17 protein-coding genes are annotated in these 15,559 nt (G+C 60.3%); 5 read left to right on the top strand and 12 right to left on the bottom strand.

Features of this window, described 5'->3' with window-relative positions:
* Positions 1 to 106: 106 nt before the first annotated feature.
* Together R3F00_RS07990 and R3F00_RS07985 are read right to left on the bottom strand one after the other, a co-directional pair.
* Positions 107 to 1,186 carry an aromatic ring-hydroxylating dioxygenase subunit alpha gene (locus R3F00_RS07990; RefSeq protein ID WP_371281251.1) on the bottom strand — a complete coding sequence of 360 codons (1,080 nt, stop codon included), beginning with the start codon at positions 1,184 to 1,186 and terminating at the stop codon, positions 107 to 109.
* Positions 1,187 to 1,229: 43 nt separating this feature from the next.
* The gene (locus R3F00_RS07985) at positions 1,230 to 2,117 is read right to left on the bottom strand and encodes a PhzF family phenazine biosynthesis protein (protein WP_371281250.1); all 888 of its coding nucleotides are present in this window, start codon (positions 2,115 to 2,117) and stop codon (positions 1,230 to 1,232) included.
* A gap of 182 nt (positions 2,118 to 2,299) precedes the next feature.
* Here R3F00_RS07985 and R3F00_RS07980 point away from each other — a divergent pair, with 182 nt between their 5' ends.
* Positions 2,300 to 2,971 (top strand): glutathione S-transferase family protein, encoded by a 672-nt coding sequence (locus tag R3F00_RS07980; RefSeq protein WP_371281249.1) that lies wholly within the window; start codon positions 2,300 to 2,302, stop codon positions 2,969 to 2,971.
* Positions 2,972 to 3,087: 116 nt separating this feature from the next.
* Positions 3,088 to 4,173, top strand: coding sequence for a GGDEF domain-containing protein (locus R3F00_RS07975; RefSeq protein WP_371281248.1), 1,086 nt, complete (start codon positions 3,088 to 3,090; stop codon positions 4,171 to 4,173).
* A gap of 78 nt (positions 4,174 to 4,251) precedes the next feature.
* On the opposite strand, the gene R3F00_RS07970 is transcribed toward R3F00_RS07975, so the two are convergent.
* From R3F00_RS07970 to R3F00_RS07955, 4 genes are all read right to left on the bottom strand, one after another.
* A complete protein-coding gene (locus R3F00_RS07970; RefSeq protein WP_371281247.1) occupies positions 4,252 to 4,788 on the bottom strand; it encodes a DUF4199 domain-containing protein in 537 nt (178 codons plus the stop codon).
* 108 nt (positions 4,789 to 4,896) lie between these two features.
* Positions 4,897 to 5,310, bottom strand: coding sequence for a response regulator transcription factor (locus tag R3F00_RS07965; protein ID WP_371281246.1), 414 nt, complete (start codon positions 5,308 to 5,310; stop codon positions 4,897 to 4,899).
* Positions 5,311 to 5,400: 90 nt separating this feature from the next.
* On the bottom strand, positions 5,401 to 5,742 hold the full coding sequence (locus R3F00_RS07960; protein ID WP_371281245.1) for a YkgJ family cysteine cluster protein: 342 nt from the start codon (positions 5,740 to 5,742) through the stop codon (positions 5,401 to 5,403).
* Positions 5,739 to 6,890: an NAD-dependent epimerase/dehydratase family protein gene (locus R3F00_RS07955; RefSeq protein ID WP_371281244.1), complete on the bottom strand. Its 1,152-nt coding sequence runs from the start codon at positions 6,888 to 6,890 to the stop codon at positions 5,739 to 5,741. Before R3F00_RS07955 ends, R3F00_RS07960 begins: the two co-directional genes overlap by 4 nt.
* 229 nt (positions 6,891 to 7,119) lie before the next feature.
* Between R3F00_RS07955 and R3F00_RS07950 the strand changes: the two genes are divergently transcribed.
* Positions 7,120 to 9,009, top strand: a complete 1,890-nt coding sequence (locus R3F00_RS07950; RefSeq protein ID WP_371281243.1) for an ATP-binding cassette domain-containing protein — start codon at positions 7,120 to 7,122, stop codon at positions 9,007 to 9,009.
* 64 nt (positions 9,010 to 9,073) lie between these two features.
* Here R3F00_RS07950 and R3F00_RS07945 read toward each other — a convergent pair whose 3' ends face one another.
* Positions 9,074 to 9,388 (bottom strand): hypothetical protein, encoded by a 315-nt coding sequence (locus R3F00_RS07945; protein WP_371281242.1) that lies wholly within the window; start codon positions 9,386 to 9,388, stop codon positions 9,074 to 9,076.
* Between the two features lie 108 nt (positions 9,389 to 9,496).
* Here R3F00_RS07945 and R3F00_RS07940 point away from each other — a divergent pair, with 108 nt between their 5' ends.
* Complete coding sequence (locus tag R3F00_RS07940) at positions 9,497 to 9,979, top strand: glutathione peroxidase (protein ID WP_371281241.1); 483 nt, start codon at positions 9,497 to 9,499, stop codon at positions 9,977 to 9,979.
* 9 nt (positions 9,980 to 9,988) lie between these two features.
* Here the strand turns inward: R3F00_RS07940 and R3F00_RS07935 are convergent, their stop codons facing one another.
* From R3F00_RS07935 to R3F00_RS07920, 4 genes are all read right to left on the bottom strand, one after another.
* Positions 9,989 to 11,485, bottom strand: a complete 1,497-nt coding sequence (locus R3F00_RS07935; RefSeq protein WP_371281240.1) for a C13 family peptidase — start codon at positions 11,483 to 11,485, stop codon at positions 9,989 to 9,991.
* Positions 11,486 to 11,489: 4 nt separating this feature from the next.
* Positions 11,490 to 12,185, bottom strand: coding sequence for an acireductone synthase (gene mtnC / locus R3F00_RS07930; RefSeq protein WP_371281239.1), 696 nt, complete (start codon positions 12,183 to 12,185; stop codon positions 11,490 to 11,492).
* Positions 12,186 to 12,334: 149 nt separating this feature from the next.
* Entirely contained in the window at positions 12,335 to 12,901 is a 567-nt protein-coding gene (locus R3F00_RS07925; protein WP_371281238.1) for an acireductone dioxygenase, read from the bottom strand.
* Positions 12,898 to 13,536, bottom strand: coding sequence for a methylthioribulose 1-phosphate dehydratase (locus R3F00_RS07920; RefSeq protein ID WP_371281354.1), 639 nt, complete (start codon positions 13,534 to 13,536; stop codon positions 12,898 to 12,900). Before R3F00_RS07920 ends, R3F00_RS07925 begins: the two co-directional genes overlap by 4 nt.
* Positions 13,537 to 13,628: 92 nt before the next feature.
* Between R3F00_RS07920 and R3F00_RS07915 the strand changes: the two genes are divergently transcribed.
* Positions 13,629 to 13,874 (top strand): LapA family protein, encoded by a 246-nt coding sequence (locus R3F00_RS07915; protein ID WP_371281237.1) that lies wholly within the window; start codon positions 13,629 to 13,631, stop codon positions 13,872 to 13,874.
* 87 nt (positions 13,875 to 13,961) lie between these two features.
* Here R3F00_RS07915 and R3F00_RS07910 read toward each other — a convergent pair whose 3' ends face one another.
* Positions 13,962 to 15,512, bottom strand: coding sequence for a nitrilase-related carbon-nitrogen hydrolase (locus tag R3F00_RS07910; protein ID WP_371281235.1), 1,551 nt, complete (start codon positions 15,510 to 15,512; stop codon positions 13,962 to 13,964).
* Positions 15,513 to 15,559 lie beyond the last annotated feature (47 nt).

Raw genomic sequence — 15,559 nt, 5'->3', positions numbered from 1 at the left:
CGCCGAGAAGCAATGCAGCTGCAAGTATCAACAAGCTTTTCAATGTGATCTCCGGGAGACTGGCGATAGGGTCTGGTGTCGAGCGCCCGATACTGCGATCGGATCGTCAGCCGCTGCGTTCCCGCCAGGCCTTTCGCAGCAACTCGTGGAAGTGATGAACTCCGCTTTCCCGTTTCGGATTGAGCCGGCCCGCTTCGTAGGAACCCGATGCCAGTCCCTTTTGCACGGCTTCGCAGATCTGGATGTCCTCGATCTGGATTTCGTCGCTGAATTCCAGGTCACGCTGTCGCCGCTGAAGTTCGGTCTTGTCTGATGTCTCCGGATAGTAGAAATCGAAATCGACCCGGCAGCGATTCGCCGAGAGGGCCACAACCCGATTGGTCTGCAGCCTGTCCGGCAAAATGTTGAGCATCGTATTCGGGTAGATGAAGTAGTACAGCGCTTCACCGCTGCCATAAAAATTCTCGGCCGTGTCCATCGGGCTTGACTGCAGCGAGTACCACGCCGCGATTTCCGTCGTGTAGCTGCGGTAGTCGAGCAGGCGACTGAGCCCGGGGTGGATGTGCGGAAGATGGTAACCCTCGAGGAAATTGTCCACATAGGTCTTCCAGTTCGCTTCGATCGCATAACTGACGCGCCGATCAAACCGATATCCCTCGATCGCTGTCTTGCCGAGCCGCGCATCGATGCCAGCCAGCAGCTCTTCAAGGGAAGGTGTTTCACCGATGGCGACAAATACCAGACCGTGCCAGCAAGCCACCCGCACCTGGGGCAGCCGGATAACGTCGGTTTCGAATGCCTGCGCTTCGGCCATTTCCGGAGCACTGCGCAGCTGGCCCTCCAGGGTGTAGGTCCAGCCGTGGTACTGGCAGCGAAGGGCGCGCGCGCCCTTGCCATTGCACGTCGCAAGCGGGCCGGCACGATGACGGCAGACGTTGTGGAATGCGCGCAGCTGGCCGTCCTCGCCACGAACCAGAATCAGCGGCAGACCGGCGATGTCCGTGACCACATGGTCACCCTTCGCGGCCAGGTCGGAAACGTGTGCCGCGAGCTGCCAGCTACGGGCGAAAACGCATTGCTGTTCGACTTGAAACGCATCGGAGTCCGTGTAGAACGGAGCAGGCAGCGCGGTTGCGGTTTCAAGCACTTTTGGCGCAAGCCACTCGGCTTCGGGCAGGAATGACATCGGGGCCTCCGGTCAGGTGAGTTGCCGCATGTGTGCAAGGCGCTCAGTTTTCATGGGGCCACCGCACATCGCCGCTGATCACGGTTTGTGTCTGGCCACCGACCCAGACCGTGGCATCTTCATCGATGCGCAAGACGAGTTTTGCATCGTGGCCGATTTCACGCCCCTGGCTCACCGTGTAGCCGCGCGCCAGTGGGCCATCGGGTTCCGCTTCCGCAATATAGGCAGCGACTAGACCATTGGCTGCGCCCGACGCTGGGTCTTCGACAATGCCCACACCGGCAGGAAAGGCTCTCAGCACGATTTCGTGACCGGGCTCATCACTGCGGGCGAATACGCACAGTCCGAGACTGTCGCTGTCGAGCGCAATCTTGCGGATCGCCGCGTGATCGGGGTGCCAGGCACGCAGGGTCGCCTCGTTGGCCAGCTCGGCCAACCACCAGCGTCGTCCACCTTCGACAAAGGCGGGTGGCAACTTTCCGAGTCGGACTTTCTTCAGGGTTGTGCCGAGCAGGCTCTTTTCGTCGACGCCTGTCTTGAGCACGGTCGCCTTCGGAGCCTGGATGTAAAGCCGCCGGTGCTCGGCGTCACCTTCAACACGCACCGGCAGCAGCCCGGCCTGGCACTCCTGGATCAGGACGCCATCCCTTGGCGATGCAAAACCCGAGAGCAGGGCGACGTGCGCACTGCCGATCGAAGGGTGGCCGGCAAAGGCCAGTTCCCGGCTCGGGGTGAAGATGCGCAGTCGATAGCTCGCTTCGATGCTGTCGGGACGTAGCAGGAAGGTGGTTTCGACGATGTTGGTCCAGGCAGCGAACGACTGCATCGCCGACTCGCTCCAGTGATCCGCGCCGACCACGACGCCCAGGGGGTTGCCGCCGCCGGGACGTTGCGCGAAGACATCTAGCTGAAAGTAGCGATTGGATGACATGATCAGGTGTTGGCTGGAGTTTTATGGGACGGCAGGCGGATTGACCGGATACCTGGCGGGTCCTGCGACGAAACCGAATGTGTAGTGCAGGTTGGCGACGTGATTGGTACGGTTGCCAAGCTTGCCACGTCATCCGCTCCCGGAACATGACTTCTACCACCCCATCCTTCACAAGGACTCCCATGATCACCGTACATCATCTGAACAATTCGCGGTCGCAGCGCGTTCTCTGGTTGCTCGAGGAACTCGGGCTCGACTACGAAATAGTTCGCTACCAGCGCGATGCGAGGACCATGCTGGCTCCCCCGGAACTGCGCAAGGTGCATCCGCTCGGCAAGTCCCCGGTGATCACCGAAAATGACCTGACGATCGCCGAATCCGGCGCGATCGTCGAATACCTGGTCGATCGCCATGGCAGGGGCAAGCTCAAGCCCGAAAGAGGAACAGCCGAGCAATTGCGCTATACCTACTGGTTGCACTACGCCGAGGGTTCGGCCATGCCGCCCCTCCTGATGAGTCTGGTCTTCAGAAGAATACCGACCCAGCCGATGCCGTTTTTCGTTCGGCCGATCGCCAAGGGCATTTCCGACAAGGTGCTGACGAATTTCGTGGAGCCGCAACTCAGGCAACACCGTGACTACCTTGAAGGCGAATTGAAGCATCGCGAATGGTTTGCCGGAAACGAATTCACCGCGGCGGATATCCAGATGAGCTTTCCGGTCGAGGCGTTTGCTGCCCGAGGTGGCCTTGGAGGCGAGAAGTCGCGTCTGGCCGAATGGCTCAAGCGCATCCAGGCGCGGCCGGCTTACCAGCGCGCGCTCGAGCGTGGCGGGCCATACGATCTGATGCGCTAGGAAGGTCTCATGGGGCGTAGCGGGAGTTATCGAGTTCAGCGGGGCATGCCGTCTTCGCCGCATGCCGAGGCTGAACGGCGCGCATCGTATCGTGCAGGACGTCAAGCCTCGTGACCATGGTGGAGTTTTGGCCAGGTCTTGCCGCACCGCTGTTCAATGGTGTCGCGCTGATGCTGGCGCTCGGGTTTCGTCGCAATCGTGCAGCCGTCATTCTGGCATTGCTGACTTGCGCTTCGCTGGCAATCTGCGGATTTGCCGGCCCGCATCTGAACCAACGAGGAGCCGAGGCAACACGCATGTTCCTGCCGTGGCTGCTGCTGATCGCGGCGGCACTTCCCGAAAGGCGGCTGCTGGCAAGACGAAATCTGCTGCTCCTCGCTCTGCTGGCGATCACCGTCTGGCTGACCCTGTACGCTCCGGAGCATATCTGGCCGAAATTGCGCAACATGTTTCCACTCGGATGGCTGCCCTGGAAAAGTGGCCTTGTGGCTACCGGGATGGTGTTGATCGCCTCTGTTTTCTGCCTGAGCCGATGGCTGCTGGCCCGCTTGCCGATGGAATTCTCGCTCGGCCTAGTCTTGCTGGTCGTCGGTGTTTCTCTATTGCCGCAGGTGTCGAGTCCGGCGGCGAGCACCTTGATGATCGTGTGCGGTGCAATTGCCGTGGTCGCGATTCTGCATTCCTCCTATCGAATGGCGTTCGTCGATGGCCTGGCCGGCTTGCCGAACCGGCGCGCGCTTGACGAGGCACTGGCGAGATTGTCGGGTGACTTCGCTCTGGCGATGATCGATGTCGATCACTTCAAGATGTTCAATGATCGAAACGGGCATGCAGCAGGCGATCGGGCCCTGAAGGCGGTGGCCGGGCAACTGAAGACGACGCGCGGTTGCGACGCGTTTCGCTATGGGGGCGAAGAATTCTGCCTGCTGTTCACGGGAGCCCGTACGCGTCATGCAAGGGAAGCCTGCGAAGACTTGCGCAAACGTGCTGCCGCGCTGCGCCTGCCGGTCCGCTCGCAATCGGACGCAAAGCGCAGGCAGGCATCCGCACGCCGCGATGCCGGCACGGTCAAGCTAACGATCAGCATCGGTCTGGCCGTACGCACGGAACGCGTACGTGCTGCAGTCGATGTCCTCAAGGTCGCCGACAAGGCCCTGTATGCGGCCAAGTCACAGGGGCGCAACAGGGTCGTGTCGAAGTGACTCGATGTGCAGGGCACGGCGGCCTGGAGATCGCCACGACATGCAATTCCGGCAAATCCGCCGAAATGGTCGTTCGGGTCAGCGGCGTTGGGCAGGCAGAAATCGGCTGTTGCGCAACAACCCGGCAGATACGAGTGACACGAGCAGCCCGATCGGGAAGATCTCGGTAAATGTGAGTGGCATGCGGAACAGCGGGTTGGTGTAGTCGGACGCCAGTTGCTGCATTTCCTGGGCAAGTGCAGCGATCGTCTCGGCACTGGCTCCCTGCGCTTTCTGCTCCTCGATCAGTGTTTCACTGTAGGCAGCGATGAAGTCCACGCCGGTCGTGGCCAGCACGGCCTCCCAGCAGAGGACATAGATGATGCTGGCGACAACACTGATGCCGAGGCCGAGTCCCAGCGCCGGCCAGAAGCCTATGACCCCGCCATGCTCGATATCACGCTTGCGCTTTATGGCCAGAAAGATCGTGGAGAAGGCGATCAGCATGGTCAGGTAGCCTATCGCCATGCCCCAGGCAGTGGGAGGATGGTCCTTCATCGCCAAGGCCAGGCCGAACATGGGAATGCCGACGATCAGGCCGGCAATCAGGCCGTACTTCAGGATTTGCTTGAGCATGGGATCGGTCTCCGTGTGGGTCTTTGACCAGCAATAAACTGGTTTCCGCTCGGCCGGGCAATCGCCCAAAAGGATGATTTCGCCAGGTTCACCCGTTTTTCCTGGTGGTCAGGCCACGATTCCCAGCTCGCGAGCCCGGTTGATCGCCTCGGTTCTGCGTTTTGCGCCCAGTTTCTCGAACAGTCTGGCCACGTGTGTCTTGACCGTGTTGGGCGAGACATTCAGCTGCGCGGCTATTTCCTTGTTCGATCGACCTGCGGCGATTTCCTTGAGGACGTCCAGCTCTCGAGGACTGATGCCGAGCGCCTCGCACGCTCTTGGATTGCCATCGAACGACTCGGGCTTGCGCGTGCCGAACAGATGTGCGCCCACGCCGAGACCAAGACCGAGAAATGCCAGGGCGATCAGGAAAATGTAGAAGTCGCCGGTATGGGTCCGGACCAGCCTTTGATAGTCCAGCCATTGCAGGACAAGTGTCCCGATAGCGAGCAGTGCGCCGTATAGAAGGACCTGCCTGGTCATGGGTTCACCCGGGTCTGCGATTCATCACCAGCGGCTATTGAGCAACGAATTGGCACGCGCGACAAGATGCGACACGAACACCTGGTTCGATCAGCGAACGGCCATCGGGATCAGGCGTTCGTGCGCGCGAACCTCGCGGCAATCGGGACCTCCCATGTCGAAATCACGGCAGACTCGAGGCCGCAAGGCATAGATCGAGCAACGCATCGTGTTGCGGTCCAGTGCGGTACACCAGCCATCGTCGAGCCGGCGCATCACGTCCATGCCGTTCTCGTCCTGATCGATGAGGTATTCGGGAGTCGGATCATCGGACATGACGTAGACTGTCAGTCGGCAGCAGGTCGCTTCGCAATGACTGCACTGGACCGAGTCGTCGATGTCAGGATCTTGCGGGCGCAGTCTCGCTGCCGTCGTCGGCAAGGGATGTGTCATGTCGATCCGCCAGCCTGTTGCGCACGCCACGCAGCCAGTACCTCGGCCTCGCGTCCCGGTTCGATGCCCGCGTCCAGCTTCGCCTTTCTTTCTGCCGGAAGCGCGCTGAACCATTCCAGCGTTTCGATGGCCGTGGTCGACAAGGGGCGAAAAGTGAGTCCCGCCGCGAGCGCGCGAGAGATATCACGCGAGCCGAATCCGGCTGTCTTGCCCTGACCGGGAAGCCAGGCAGGCATGTCCGACCAGGGAGCCACTTTTTGACCCTTCAGGAATTCTGCAGACACCCAATTCAATTTCGCACCCGCGGAATTGGTCGCACGAATACCGTGCAGCATTGCGGCCATGCTCATTCGGTAGTTCGGACCGGTGGCATTGAACGTGCCAAAGGTGCGCGACTCGGCCATGCGGATCATCCATTCGGAAAGATCACGTGCGTCAATGATCTGGACCGGATCGTGGCCATCTCCCGGGGCAAGCACTTCGCCTCCGCGGGCAAGACGAACCGGCCAATAGGTAAAGCGGTCAGTCGGATCGTTCGGACCGACGATCAGGCCGGGTCGAACGATTGTCGTGATCCCGGTGAACCACTTTTCCGCCTCGCGCTCGCAGGCCGCCTTGAGCGGGCCATACAGGCTCTTGTCGGCAGCCAGGCTCTTGCTGGTTTCCTTCATGACATCCTTGCCCGGGTAGGTTTCCAGGGTCGAATCTTCGCTTGCGTTCGGCTGGCTGTTGTCCGCATAGACCGAGATCGTGGATACGAAAATGTATTGCCCGACCTGGCCCTTGAGGATCTGACCGGCATCGCGAACCCAGAACGGAACCCGGGTCGGATTGTCGATGCAGACATCCCATTCACGCCCCTTGAGCGCATCCAGAGACCCGTCGTCGCGGTCGCCCCTGAGGAATTCCACAGCGGCGGGCAGGTCGGCTTCGCGCTGACCGCGATTGAAAACGGTGACCTGATGACCGCGAGACAGGGCATAGCGGACCTGATAGGGGCCGATAAAGCCGGTGCCGCCAAGAATCAGGATGCGCAAGGGATTGCGTGCCCTTCCGGCTGCCTGGCCGGCGAGAATTTTCTGGCTGGAAAGACCAAGGGCGCCGGCGAGGGCCCCCAACTTGATAAGATTGCGGCGGCTGATCGACATGGCTCGCTTCCGTTGTTGGCGATTGAGTGCAGAGTGGTTCAACCGGGCCCGGCCATGACAGGCACGCGTCAGGTCCGCAGCAGCGTCGCGCAAGGCCCGGGTCATATTACAGTGCCATCCGTCCTGTTGCCGGAATTCGACTCGGGCTGAAGGACGGGTCGGGTCAGCAACACCGACTACGCATTTCCTGCGCAGTTGCCACACATCCTTTCATTCCCTGCGGTAGACCATGGCTCTGATTGAACTACGCAAGCTCGACTTCAGTGTCGGCGGTCCCTTGTTGCTTGATGGCGTCGAATTTGCGCTGGAGGCGCGTGAACGCGTGTGCGTGGTCGGTCGCAACGGTGCCGGAAAGTCGACATTGCTCAAGTTGCTTGCCGGAGAATTGAAACCCGACGACGGTGAGGTACGCGTGACACCAGGCGTGATTGTCACGCGTCTCGCACAGGAAGTGCCGCAGGGCACCGAGGGCACGATTTTCGATGTCGTCGCCACGGCACTCGGTGATATCGGCAGGTTGCTCGCCGAATACCATCACCTTATCCATCATCTTGTCGAAGACAGCGACATGCGTGCCTTGTCCGACGTGCAGGCAAGCATCGAGGCAGCCAACGGCTGGGATCTGGATCGCAGGGTAACCCAGGTACTGAGCAAACTCGAACTGCCCGAGGACGAGGAATTCTCGGCCCAGTCCGGCGGCATGAAACGACGCGTTTTGCTGGCCCAGGCGTTGGTGCTGGAACCAGACGTCCTGTTGCTCGACGAGCCGACCAACCATCTTGATATCGAGGCGATTGCCTGGCTGGAGGACTTTCTCAGGAACTTCGCCGGCAGCGTGATCTTCATCACGCATGATCGACGCTTCGTGCGCGCGCTGGCCACGCGCATCGTCGAGATCGATCGTGGAAACCTGACCAGCTGGCCGGGCGACTACGAAAATTATTTGCGTCGGCGTGAGGAGCGGCTGCATGCCGAGGCCCAGGCCAACATATTGTTCGACAAGAAGCTGGCACAGGAAGAAGTCTGGATCCGGCAGGGCATCAAGGCGCGGCGGACCCGCGACGAGGGGCGCGTGCGTCGACTCGAGGCCATGCGTCGCGAACGCAGCGAGCGCCGCAGTCAGGCAGGCAATGTGCGCATGCAGGCGGGTAGTGCACAGAATTCCGGGCGCAAGGTCATCGAGGCCAGGGGCATCAGCTATTCGATTCCCGATCGTACGTTGATCGAAAACTTCTCGACCCTGGTCATGCGCGGCGACCGTATTGGCCTGATCGGCCCCAACGGATCGGGCAAGACCACGCTGATCAGGCTGTTGCTCGGTCAACTGAAACCGCAGTCCGGCGAGGTCATCATCGGCACCCAGCTCGAGATTGCCTACTTCGACCAGCACCGCGCACAACTGCGCGAAGACCTGAGCGCACTCGACAACGTTGCCGATGGGCGTGAGTTCATCGAAATCAATGGTGCACGCAAGCACGCCATCGGCTATCTGCAGGACTTCCTTTTCACGCCTGAGCGCGCACGTGCACCGATCTCCGCGCTTTCGGGTGGCGAACGCAATCGACTTCTGCTGGCGCGACTGTTCGCAAAGCCGTCCAATCTGCTGATCATGGATGAGCCGACCAATGACCTGGACGTCGAGACCCTGGAGCTGCTCGAGGAGTTGCTGGTGGAATATCAAGGAACCCTGCTGCTGGTCTCGCATGACCGAGAATTTCTCGACAATGTGGTTATCAGCACGCTGGCTCTCGAAGGCGAGGGCAGGGTTGGCGAATATGTAGGCGGCTATGCGGAATGGCTGCGACAGAGGCCGCAGGCCATGTCGATGCGCCCGCGCAATGAGGCCAGCGCCGCATCCGCCCCCGTGCTTGCCCCGAAGCCGGCGAGGCGCAAGCTTGCGTACAAGGAGATGCGCGAGCTGGAAGCGCTTCCCGTCGAGATCGAACGTCTGGAGACGGCAATAGCAGAAATGACTGCTGCCATGAACGACCCGGCATTCTTCAGGCAATCCGCTGAAGCCATTGTCAGCGCCAACGAGGCGATGGCCGGCAAGCAGTCGGAGCTCGATGCGGCCTACGCGCGTTGGCAGGAGCTTGAAGCCGCGAGCGCGCAATCCTGATCGTGCACAGGGTTGCCCTCAACAGGACCGCTGGCAAAATGCAGCACGGCAGCTGGCCATGCGATCAGGGTTGTGCTGCCCAGCGCTCGTATTCGGCTGCAGAGATCAAGCCGCTTTCATCGCTGTCGGCCTTGAGAAAGTCGTTTGCCAGCAGCTTGTATCCCTTGGCTTCCAGCGGACTCAGGTTGGCATCTCCATCCTGGTCCAGTTCGGCGAATGCAGGGGCGGGACCCGACGGGGTATAGCCCGTTCCTCCGCTGCGGATGATGACCGTGGTCTTGTCCGGCGGATTGGCCGTTGTCTGATCGGACTGCGCTACCGCGCAAGTCACCACACCGGCAGAAAGGATCAGGGCGCTGCAGAAGACAGAATGCTTCATTGGAGTACTCCAGGGTTCAGATGCAGCCCATTAGTCACCGAGCTGCATTAACCTTGTCCGAACGGGCCATTGCTGTAGGCTATCCATTTATTCTTCCGAGAGGTTTACATGACCACTGCGTACGATTTTTCCGCTCGTGACATCGATGGAAAGGAACAGCCGCTTTCGAAATACAAGGGCGAAGCCTTGCTGATCGTGAACGTGGCTTCGAAGTGCGGGTTCACGCCGCAATATGCGGGCCTGGAGACCATCTACCAGAAGTACAACAAGCAGGGTTTCGAAGTGCTCGGGTTTCCCTGCGACCAGTTTGGCAACCAGGAACCGGGGGACGAAGCCGAGATCAAGAATTTCTGCTCGCTTACCTACGATGTCAGCTTCCCGATGTTCGCCAAGATCAACGTGAATGGCAGCGACACCCATCCGCTGTACGAGTGGCTCAAGAAGCAGAAGTCCGGCTTGCTCGGTATCGGTGCGATCAAATGGAACTTCACCAAGTTCCTGGTCGACAAGCAGGGCAGTGTCATCAAGCGCTATGCGCCAACCGACAAGCCCGAAGACATCGGCAAGGACGTCGCGAAACTGCTCGGGTAGCTGCCCCGGCTATTTCTGCACGGGCAGGGCCTCCGGCTCCCCTGACAAATCAGGTGTCGCCGATTTGAACTCCACTGTTCCGGCATCGGGGAGTGATTTCTTCCAGCTTTCGAGCTTGGCCTCGATGCTCCGCGAACTGGCGATCTGCGGTTCGGAGTGCTGGCCTTCGTTATCGCGTTCCTCCCACGCATCGACCTTGGCCTTGGCCAGGTCGAAGGCGTCGCGAATCGAGCGGGTCTCGTTGAGGGCCTCGGCCAGGAATGCCTTGCCGAACCAGGTGATCTCCGATTCCGCTCCGCAGCCGAACGAGGTTCGATCGCTGCGTGCTGCGGTAATGACCATGGTCGAATCGTCGCGGAGCGCATCGATGAAGCCGCCCGAGTAGCAGGCATTGACGACCAGCACCTTCCAGCGCAATGACGGTTCGGTATCCAGCGCGTCCGCCAGGTCTTCGGGAGTGACCTGATTCAGCGGTAACAGACCCATCGACACATACAGTTCATGGTCGCGTGAGCCGTGTGAGGTCAGATACACGAGCAGGATGTCCTCGGCCGGATCCATGCGTTCGGCGACTGCCGACAGGGCCAGTCGCAAGTTGGTCAGTGTGGCCAGCGGGCGTGTCGTCAGCGTTGCCGGATTGTTCTCGAGTACGATGACGTGGCCTTCTGCCGCGAATCTGCGCGAAAAAAGTTCATCGACAAATTCCACTTCATTGTGGAACACGTTTTCTCCGCCATCACCGGCAAAGGCGACTACAAAAAGATTCGGCTTCCCCGGCCGGCGTGACAGCAGGCCATCAATTGCTGACGCCATCAATCGTGGCTGGTCATAGATAACGGCTTCCGCGTCGAAATCGAACCAGGTTTCCTCGATGTCGTCTGCCAAGTCGTCGAATCCGGCGTCAACGATCCGGTCGGGAACCTCTTGCATTCCCTGCGCCGCCAGGGCGGCCTGGTCCTGGACGATGAGGCTCGCGCCTGGCAACCACCACCATGGGACCGCCGATATCGCGTAGGCAAGAATCGCGGCGAGCAGGGACCGGGGCAGACGGCCCGGAGCCAGCCAGGTCGCGAGGCGCAGCAGGACGGGAAACCACCAGAGGAAGGAAAGCCAGGCGACGACCATGGATGTCACATCCCGGCCCTGCTCGTAGAGCCAGCCGGCCAGAGTCAGCAGGGGCCAGTGAACCAGCAGAGACGTCATGGCTGTTGCGAACAGGGCGACTGAAGCCACGCCCCAGGTAATGCTCTTGCGCCCCGACATCCGGACCAGAACCCAGGCGGCAACAAGGGTCAACAGGCTATCGGCGAGAACGACGATCGCACCCCAAGGCTGAAAAATCCTGGGCGAATCGGAATTGAAGTAGGCGCCGAATGCCTCCAGCAACAAATAGGCAATCAGTGCCGCCACAAACGTCCCGGCGCCGGCCAGGTTCGGTTTTCCGAGCGGACGCAGCAGCAGCGAGGCTCGAATGCCGTCGCGCAAGGCTCTCAGAACAACCGTCATGCGCTCAGCAAGCTCCTACGTCGATGCCATCAAAGTTCACCGCACAGGGATGTCGAGAATCCGGTGGGCAACCCTCGGCATCGCGCGCCAGAAGTGTGGTCCGCATGCCCGCAGCGCGAGCGGCATCCAGTTCCTCGACGATATCCGAAAGAAACAGGATCTCGTCTGCCGGCATGCCGATGGATTCGGCAATTCTGGCGTACGAGGCGCTCTCGCGCTTGGCGCCGGTCTCGGTGTCGAAATATCCGGAAATAATCGGCGTCAGATCGCCCGACCCGGTGTTGGCGAACAGCAGCTTCTGCGCTGGCACCGAACCCGAGGAGTAGATGTACAGGGGCAATCCCATTGCGTGCCAGGCGTGCATGCGCCGGGCCGCGTCTTCGTAGATGTGCGCGCGGAAATCACTGTCGCGGTAGCCATCCTTCCAGATCATGCCTTGCAAGGCCTTGAGTGCCGTGGACTTTCGATCGCTGTCTATCCAGCTGATCAGCAGGTCGATCATTTCCTGTTCGCTGGCCGAAACGAGTCCCGCCTCGCGCGCCGCCTCATGCAGCCAATGCTGCACCTCGGCCTTGTCGCCGTGGGTGACCACGAACGCGGGCAGGCGCTCCCGGGAGTAGGGGAAAAGGACGTCCTTGACGAAGCTGATCGAGCTCGTCGTGCCTTCAATATCGGTGAGAATCGCGCGTATCTTGGGCATGTCTGCGTTGCCGGTTCCGGATCGAGTTGAAATCGTAGCAGTCAAGAGAAGTCGAATGGCGCCGAATGCAGCCATATGGCGTCACGCGGCCTGATCCATTCAGCATCCAGGGCGACAGCCTGAGCCTGGTTCAGGCTTGACCCATGCATTCAGTGCGATGACGCGGGCAGCGCCGGAATCATGCGGGGAAACTTGAGGGCAATGTCGTCGCCGGTAAATTCGGCGACCCAACCGGCTGGATTGTTGAACAGCCTTATCGCGACAAAATGCGGCGACTCGCTCATGTCAAACCAGTGTCGGGTTCCGTCCGGTACGCCAATCAGGTCGCCTTGCTCGCACAGGACATCGTAGACCTTTCCCTGGATATGCAAGGTGAACTGGCCGGAGCCGGCAACGAAGAAGCGAACTTCGTCTTCGCAGTGGGTGTGCTCGCTGAGGAATTTCTGGCGTAGCGCGGCACGGTCCGGGTGGTCGGGTGTCAGGCTGATGACATCGACCGTCTTGTATCCTTCGTCGCGCATCAGGCGATCAATGTCGGACCGATACGCGGCGATGACTTCGTCCTGGCTTGCACCGGGCGCAATGGCTCGGGTCGCTTGCCACTGTTCGAATCGCACTCCGACCGCGCTCAGCGCCTTGGTGATTTCGGCATGCGACGTATAGGTGGCCAGTGCGGTCGACCCATCGTCCTCGGCAAAAATGCGAAGTCGGCTCACGGTGAAAAGCTCCTCAGGTCCAGCTCGCAATTGAGCAGAAATTCAAATGCTTCAAGGTGGCGACGCGCCTCGGCCATATCAACACCCCAGGCATAGATGCCGTGCCCGTCGATCAGATAACCGTGCAGCGGCTTGCCCGAATCAAGCCAGGTATCGATCTGGTCGACCAGCACCTGCATGTCCTGCGTGTTCGGAAACACGGGCAGGTCGAGGACACTCTCGTGGGTGTCATGGCCGGAGATGGCCTTCTGCAGTTCCCAGCCTTCGAAGCGGACGCCACCGGCGTTGGCAAACAGTCGAGATGCCACGCTCTGCGCACGCGAATGCGTATGCAGCACGGCGCCGACTTGTGGAAACCGCCGGTAGATCTGGGTGTGCAGGGCGACCTCGGCAGACGGACGCGCTGATGTGGCAACAGGCCGGTTCTCGAAGTCGACGACCATGATGTCATCAAGGCCCAGTTTTCCCTTGTCCCGCCCGGATACCGTCACGGCGGCCAGTCCATCGCCCAGACGCATGGAAAAGTTGCTGCTGGTCGCGGGGGTCCATCCCAGCATGGAGAGGTCGCGGCCAGCATCCACAATGGCCTGCGCATTGCGTTCAAACTGGGCGCTGTCGTATGGCAGGGTAGTGATGGAAGGTCTCCGGATGGGCTCTTTTCGGAGGCCAACTATACGATAGCCGACGGGCTGATTTCGTCAATCTGAACGGATCGGCGCTACACTGCATGCGCAAGCCCGGAATGGGGACGCCTGTGGAAAACCCGAGTGGCAAGCGACATGGTCGCCTGATCACGATTGCCATCGTGACCGTACTGGTTCTGCTGGTGATCTGGCAAAACAGCCAGACCACGACCTTGAGCATTCTCTTCTTCGATGCCGACTTGCCGCTGATGGTCTGGTTGGGCGGCTTTCTGGGAATCGGATTCCTGCTCGGCGTCACATTGATGTGGTCGCACCGTCGTCGCCAGTGAGGCGGGCTGAAGTCCGAACCATGACGCTCTCGCTGACACATCCAGACCGCGTGCGGACCGGGTCTGGAAACCTGCATCGATGCCTGCTCAGGATTCGATCTTTGCCGTACCGCCTGTTTCTCCGAGCCAACGCAAGTCGTAGAGCGACGGCAGGCGGTCCTTGAGCGTGGTGACCGCACCATGCTCGTGCAGGGTGCGCAGCAAATCGAGATTGACCTCGGCAACCAGCAGGGCCTCCGAGTTGGGTGCGGCCTCGGCGATGATCGAATCTCCGGGGAATGAAAAATCCGAAGGCGTGAACACGGCCGACTGGGCGTAGTGCGTGTCGGATGCCTGTACCTTGGGAAGATTGCCTACGGCGCCGGCGATGGCCACATAGCACTCGTTCTCGACGGCACGGGCCCGCGTACACAGGCGTACTCGCATGTAGCCATTCTTCATTTCGGTCAGGAACGGAACAAACAGGATCTGCATGCCCTGGTCGGCCAGCAGACGCGGCAGTTCGGGGAATTCGCTGTCGTAGCAGATCAGGATGCCGATCTTGCCGCAGTCGGTATCGAAAGCTTCCAGCTTGGTGCCGCCCTTCATGCCCCACCAGCGCCGCTCGCCCGGCGTGATGTGGATCTTGCGCTGCTCGGCACGTGTGCCGTCCCGGCGAAGCAGATAGGCCACGTTATACAGGCTGCCATGTTCAAGATAGGGCAGGCTGCCAGCGATGATGTTGATGTTGTAATTGACCGCCAGTTGACTGAGCCGGTCGCAGATCTCGGGCGTGAACTCGGCCAGTCGCCGAATCGACTCCGATGGACTCACATCACCGAACTGCGCCATCAGTGGCATGTGGAACAATTCGGGAAACAGCACGAAATCCGCACGTACCGCACCCATGGCGTCGACGAAGAATTCCGCCTGCTGCAGCAAGGATGACAGCGAGTCTATCGGGCGCATCTGCCATTGAACGAGTCCGATGCGTACCAGACTGTGCTGGCGCTTGAGCAGATCGGGCTTCTCCTGATAGTAGATGTTGTTCCATTCGATCAACGTCGCGAATGCCTTGGACTCCGCATCGAATCCCAGGTAGTTCTTGAGGATCTTGCGCACGTGAAAGCCGTTTGCGATCTGGAAACTCAGGACCGGATCGTAGAGTTCCTTCAATGCGACTTTCGCGATGTATTCCTTGGCGGAAAAGCTGCCGGAATGCAGGGCGTAGCCGGGTATGCGCCCGCCAGCAAGAATGGCGCGCAGGTTCAGGTTCTCGCAGAGCGCCTTGCGCGCCTCGTACAGGCGCCGTGCGAGACGCATGTTGCGAAAGGCCGGATCGACCATGATCTCGAGGCCGTAAAGCACGTCTCCTTGCGGATCGTAGGTGGAAAACGTGTACTTGTCCGTTATGTCCTCGTAAGTGTGCGCATCGCCGAACTTGCTGTAGTCGATGATCAGGCTCAGGGCGAAACCAACCGGTCTTTCGTTAACCGTCACGCACAGCTGTCCTTGCGGAAACAGGTCGAGCAGTTTGGCGATGTGCTGGCGACCCCAGGGCAAGCCACCGATGCCCGCATAGGCGGCCCGGGTCACATCGACCATGGCCTCGTAATCTTCAATGCGCAGATTGCGCACCTGGATGAATTCTTCACTCACTGGACATTGCCTCGATGAATTTCTTTCGGATTGCGCTGCAAAGCGGG

It is taken from the genome of Dokdonella sp., assembly GCF_041395345.1.
In the GTDB taxonomy this organism is placed as follows: domain Bacteria; phylum Pseudomonadota; class Gammaproteobacteria; order Xanthomonadales; family Rhodanobacteraceae; genus Dokdonella.
Note: the sequence above shows the minus strand (reverse complement) of the source record. Positions and strands in the feature narration are given on the sequence as shown.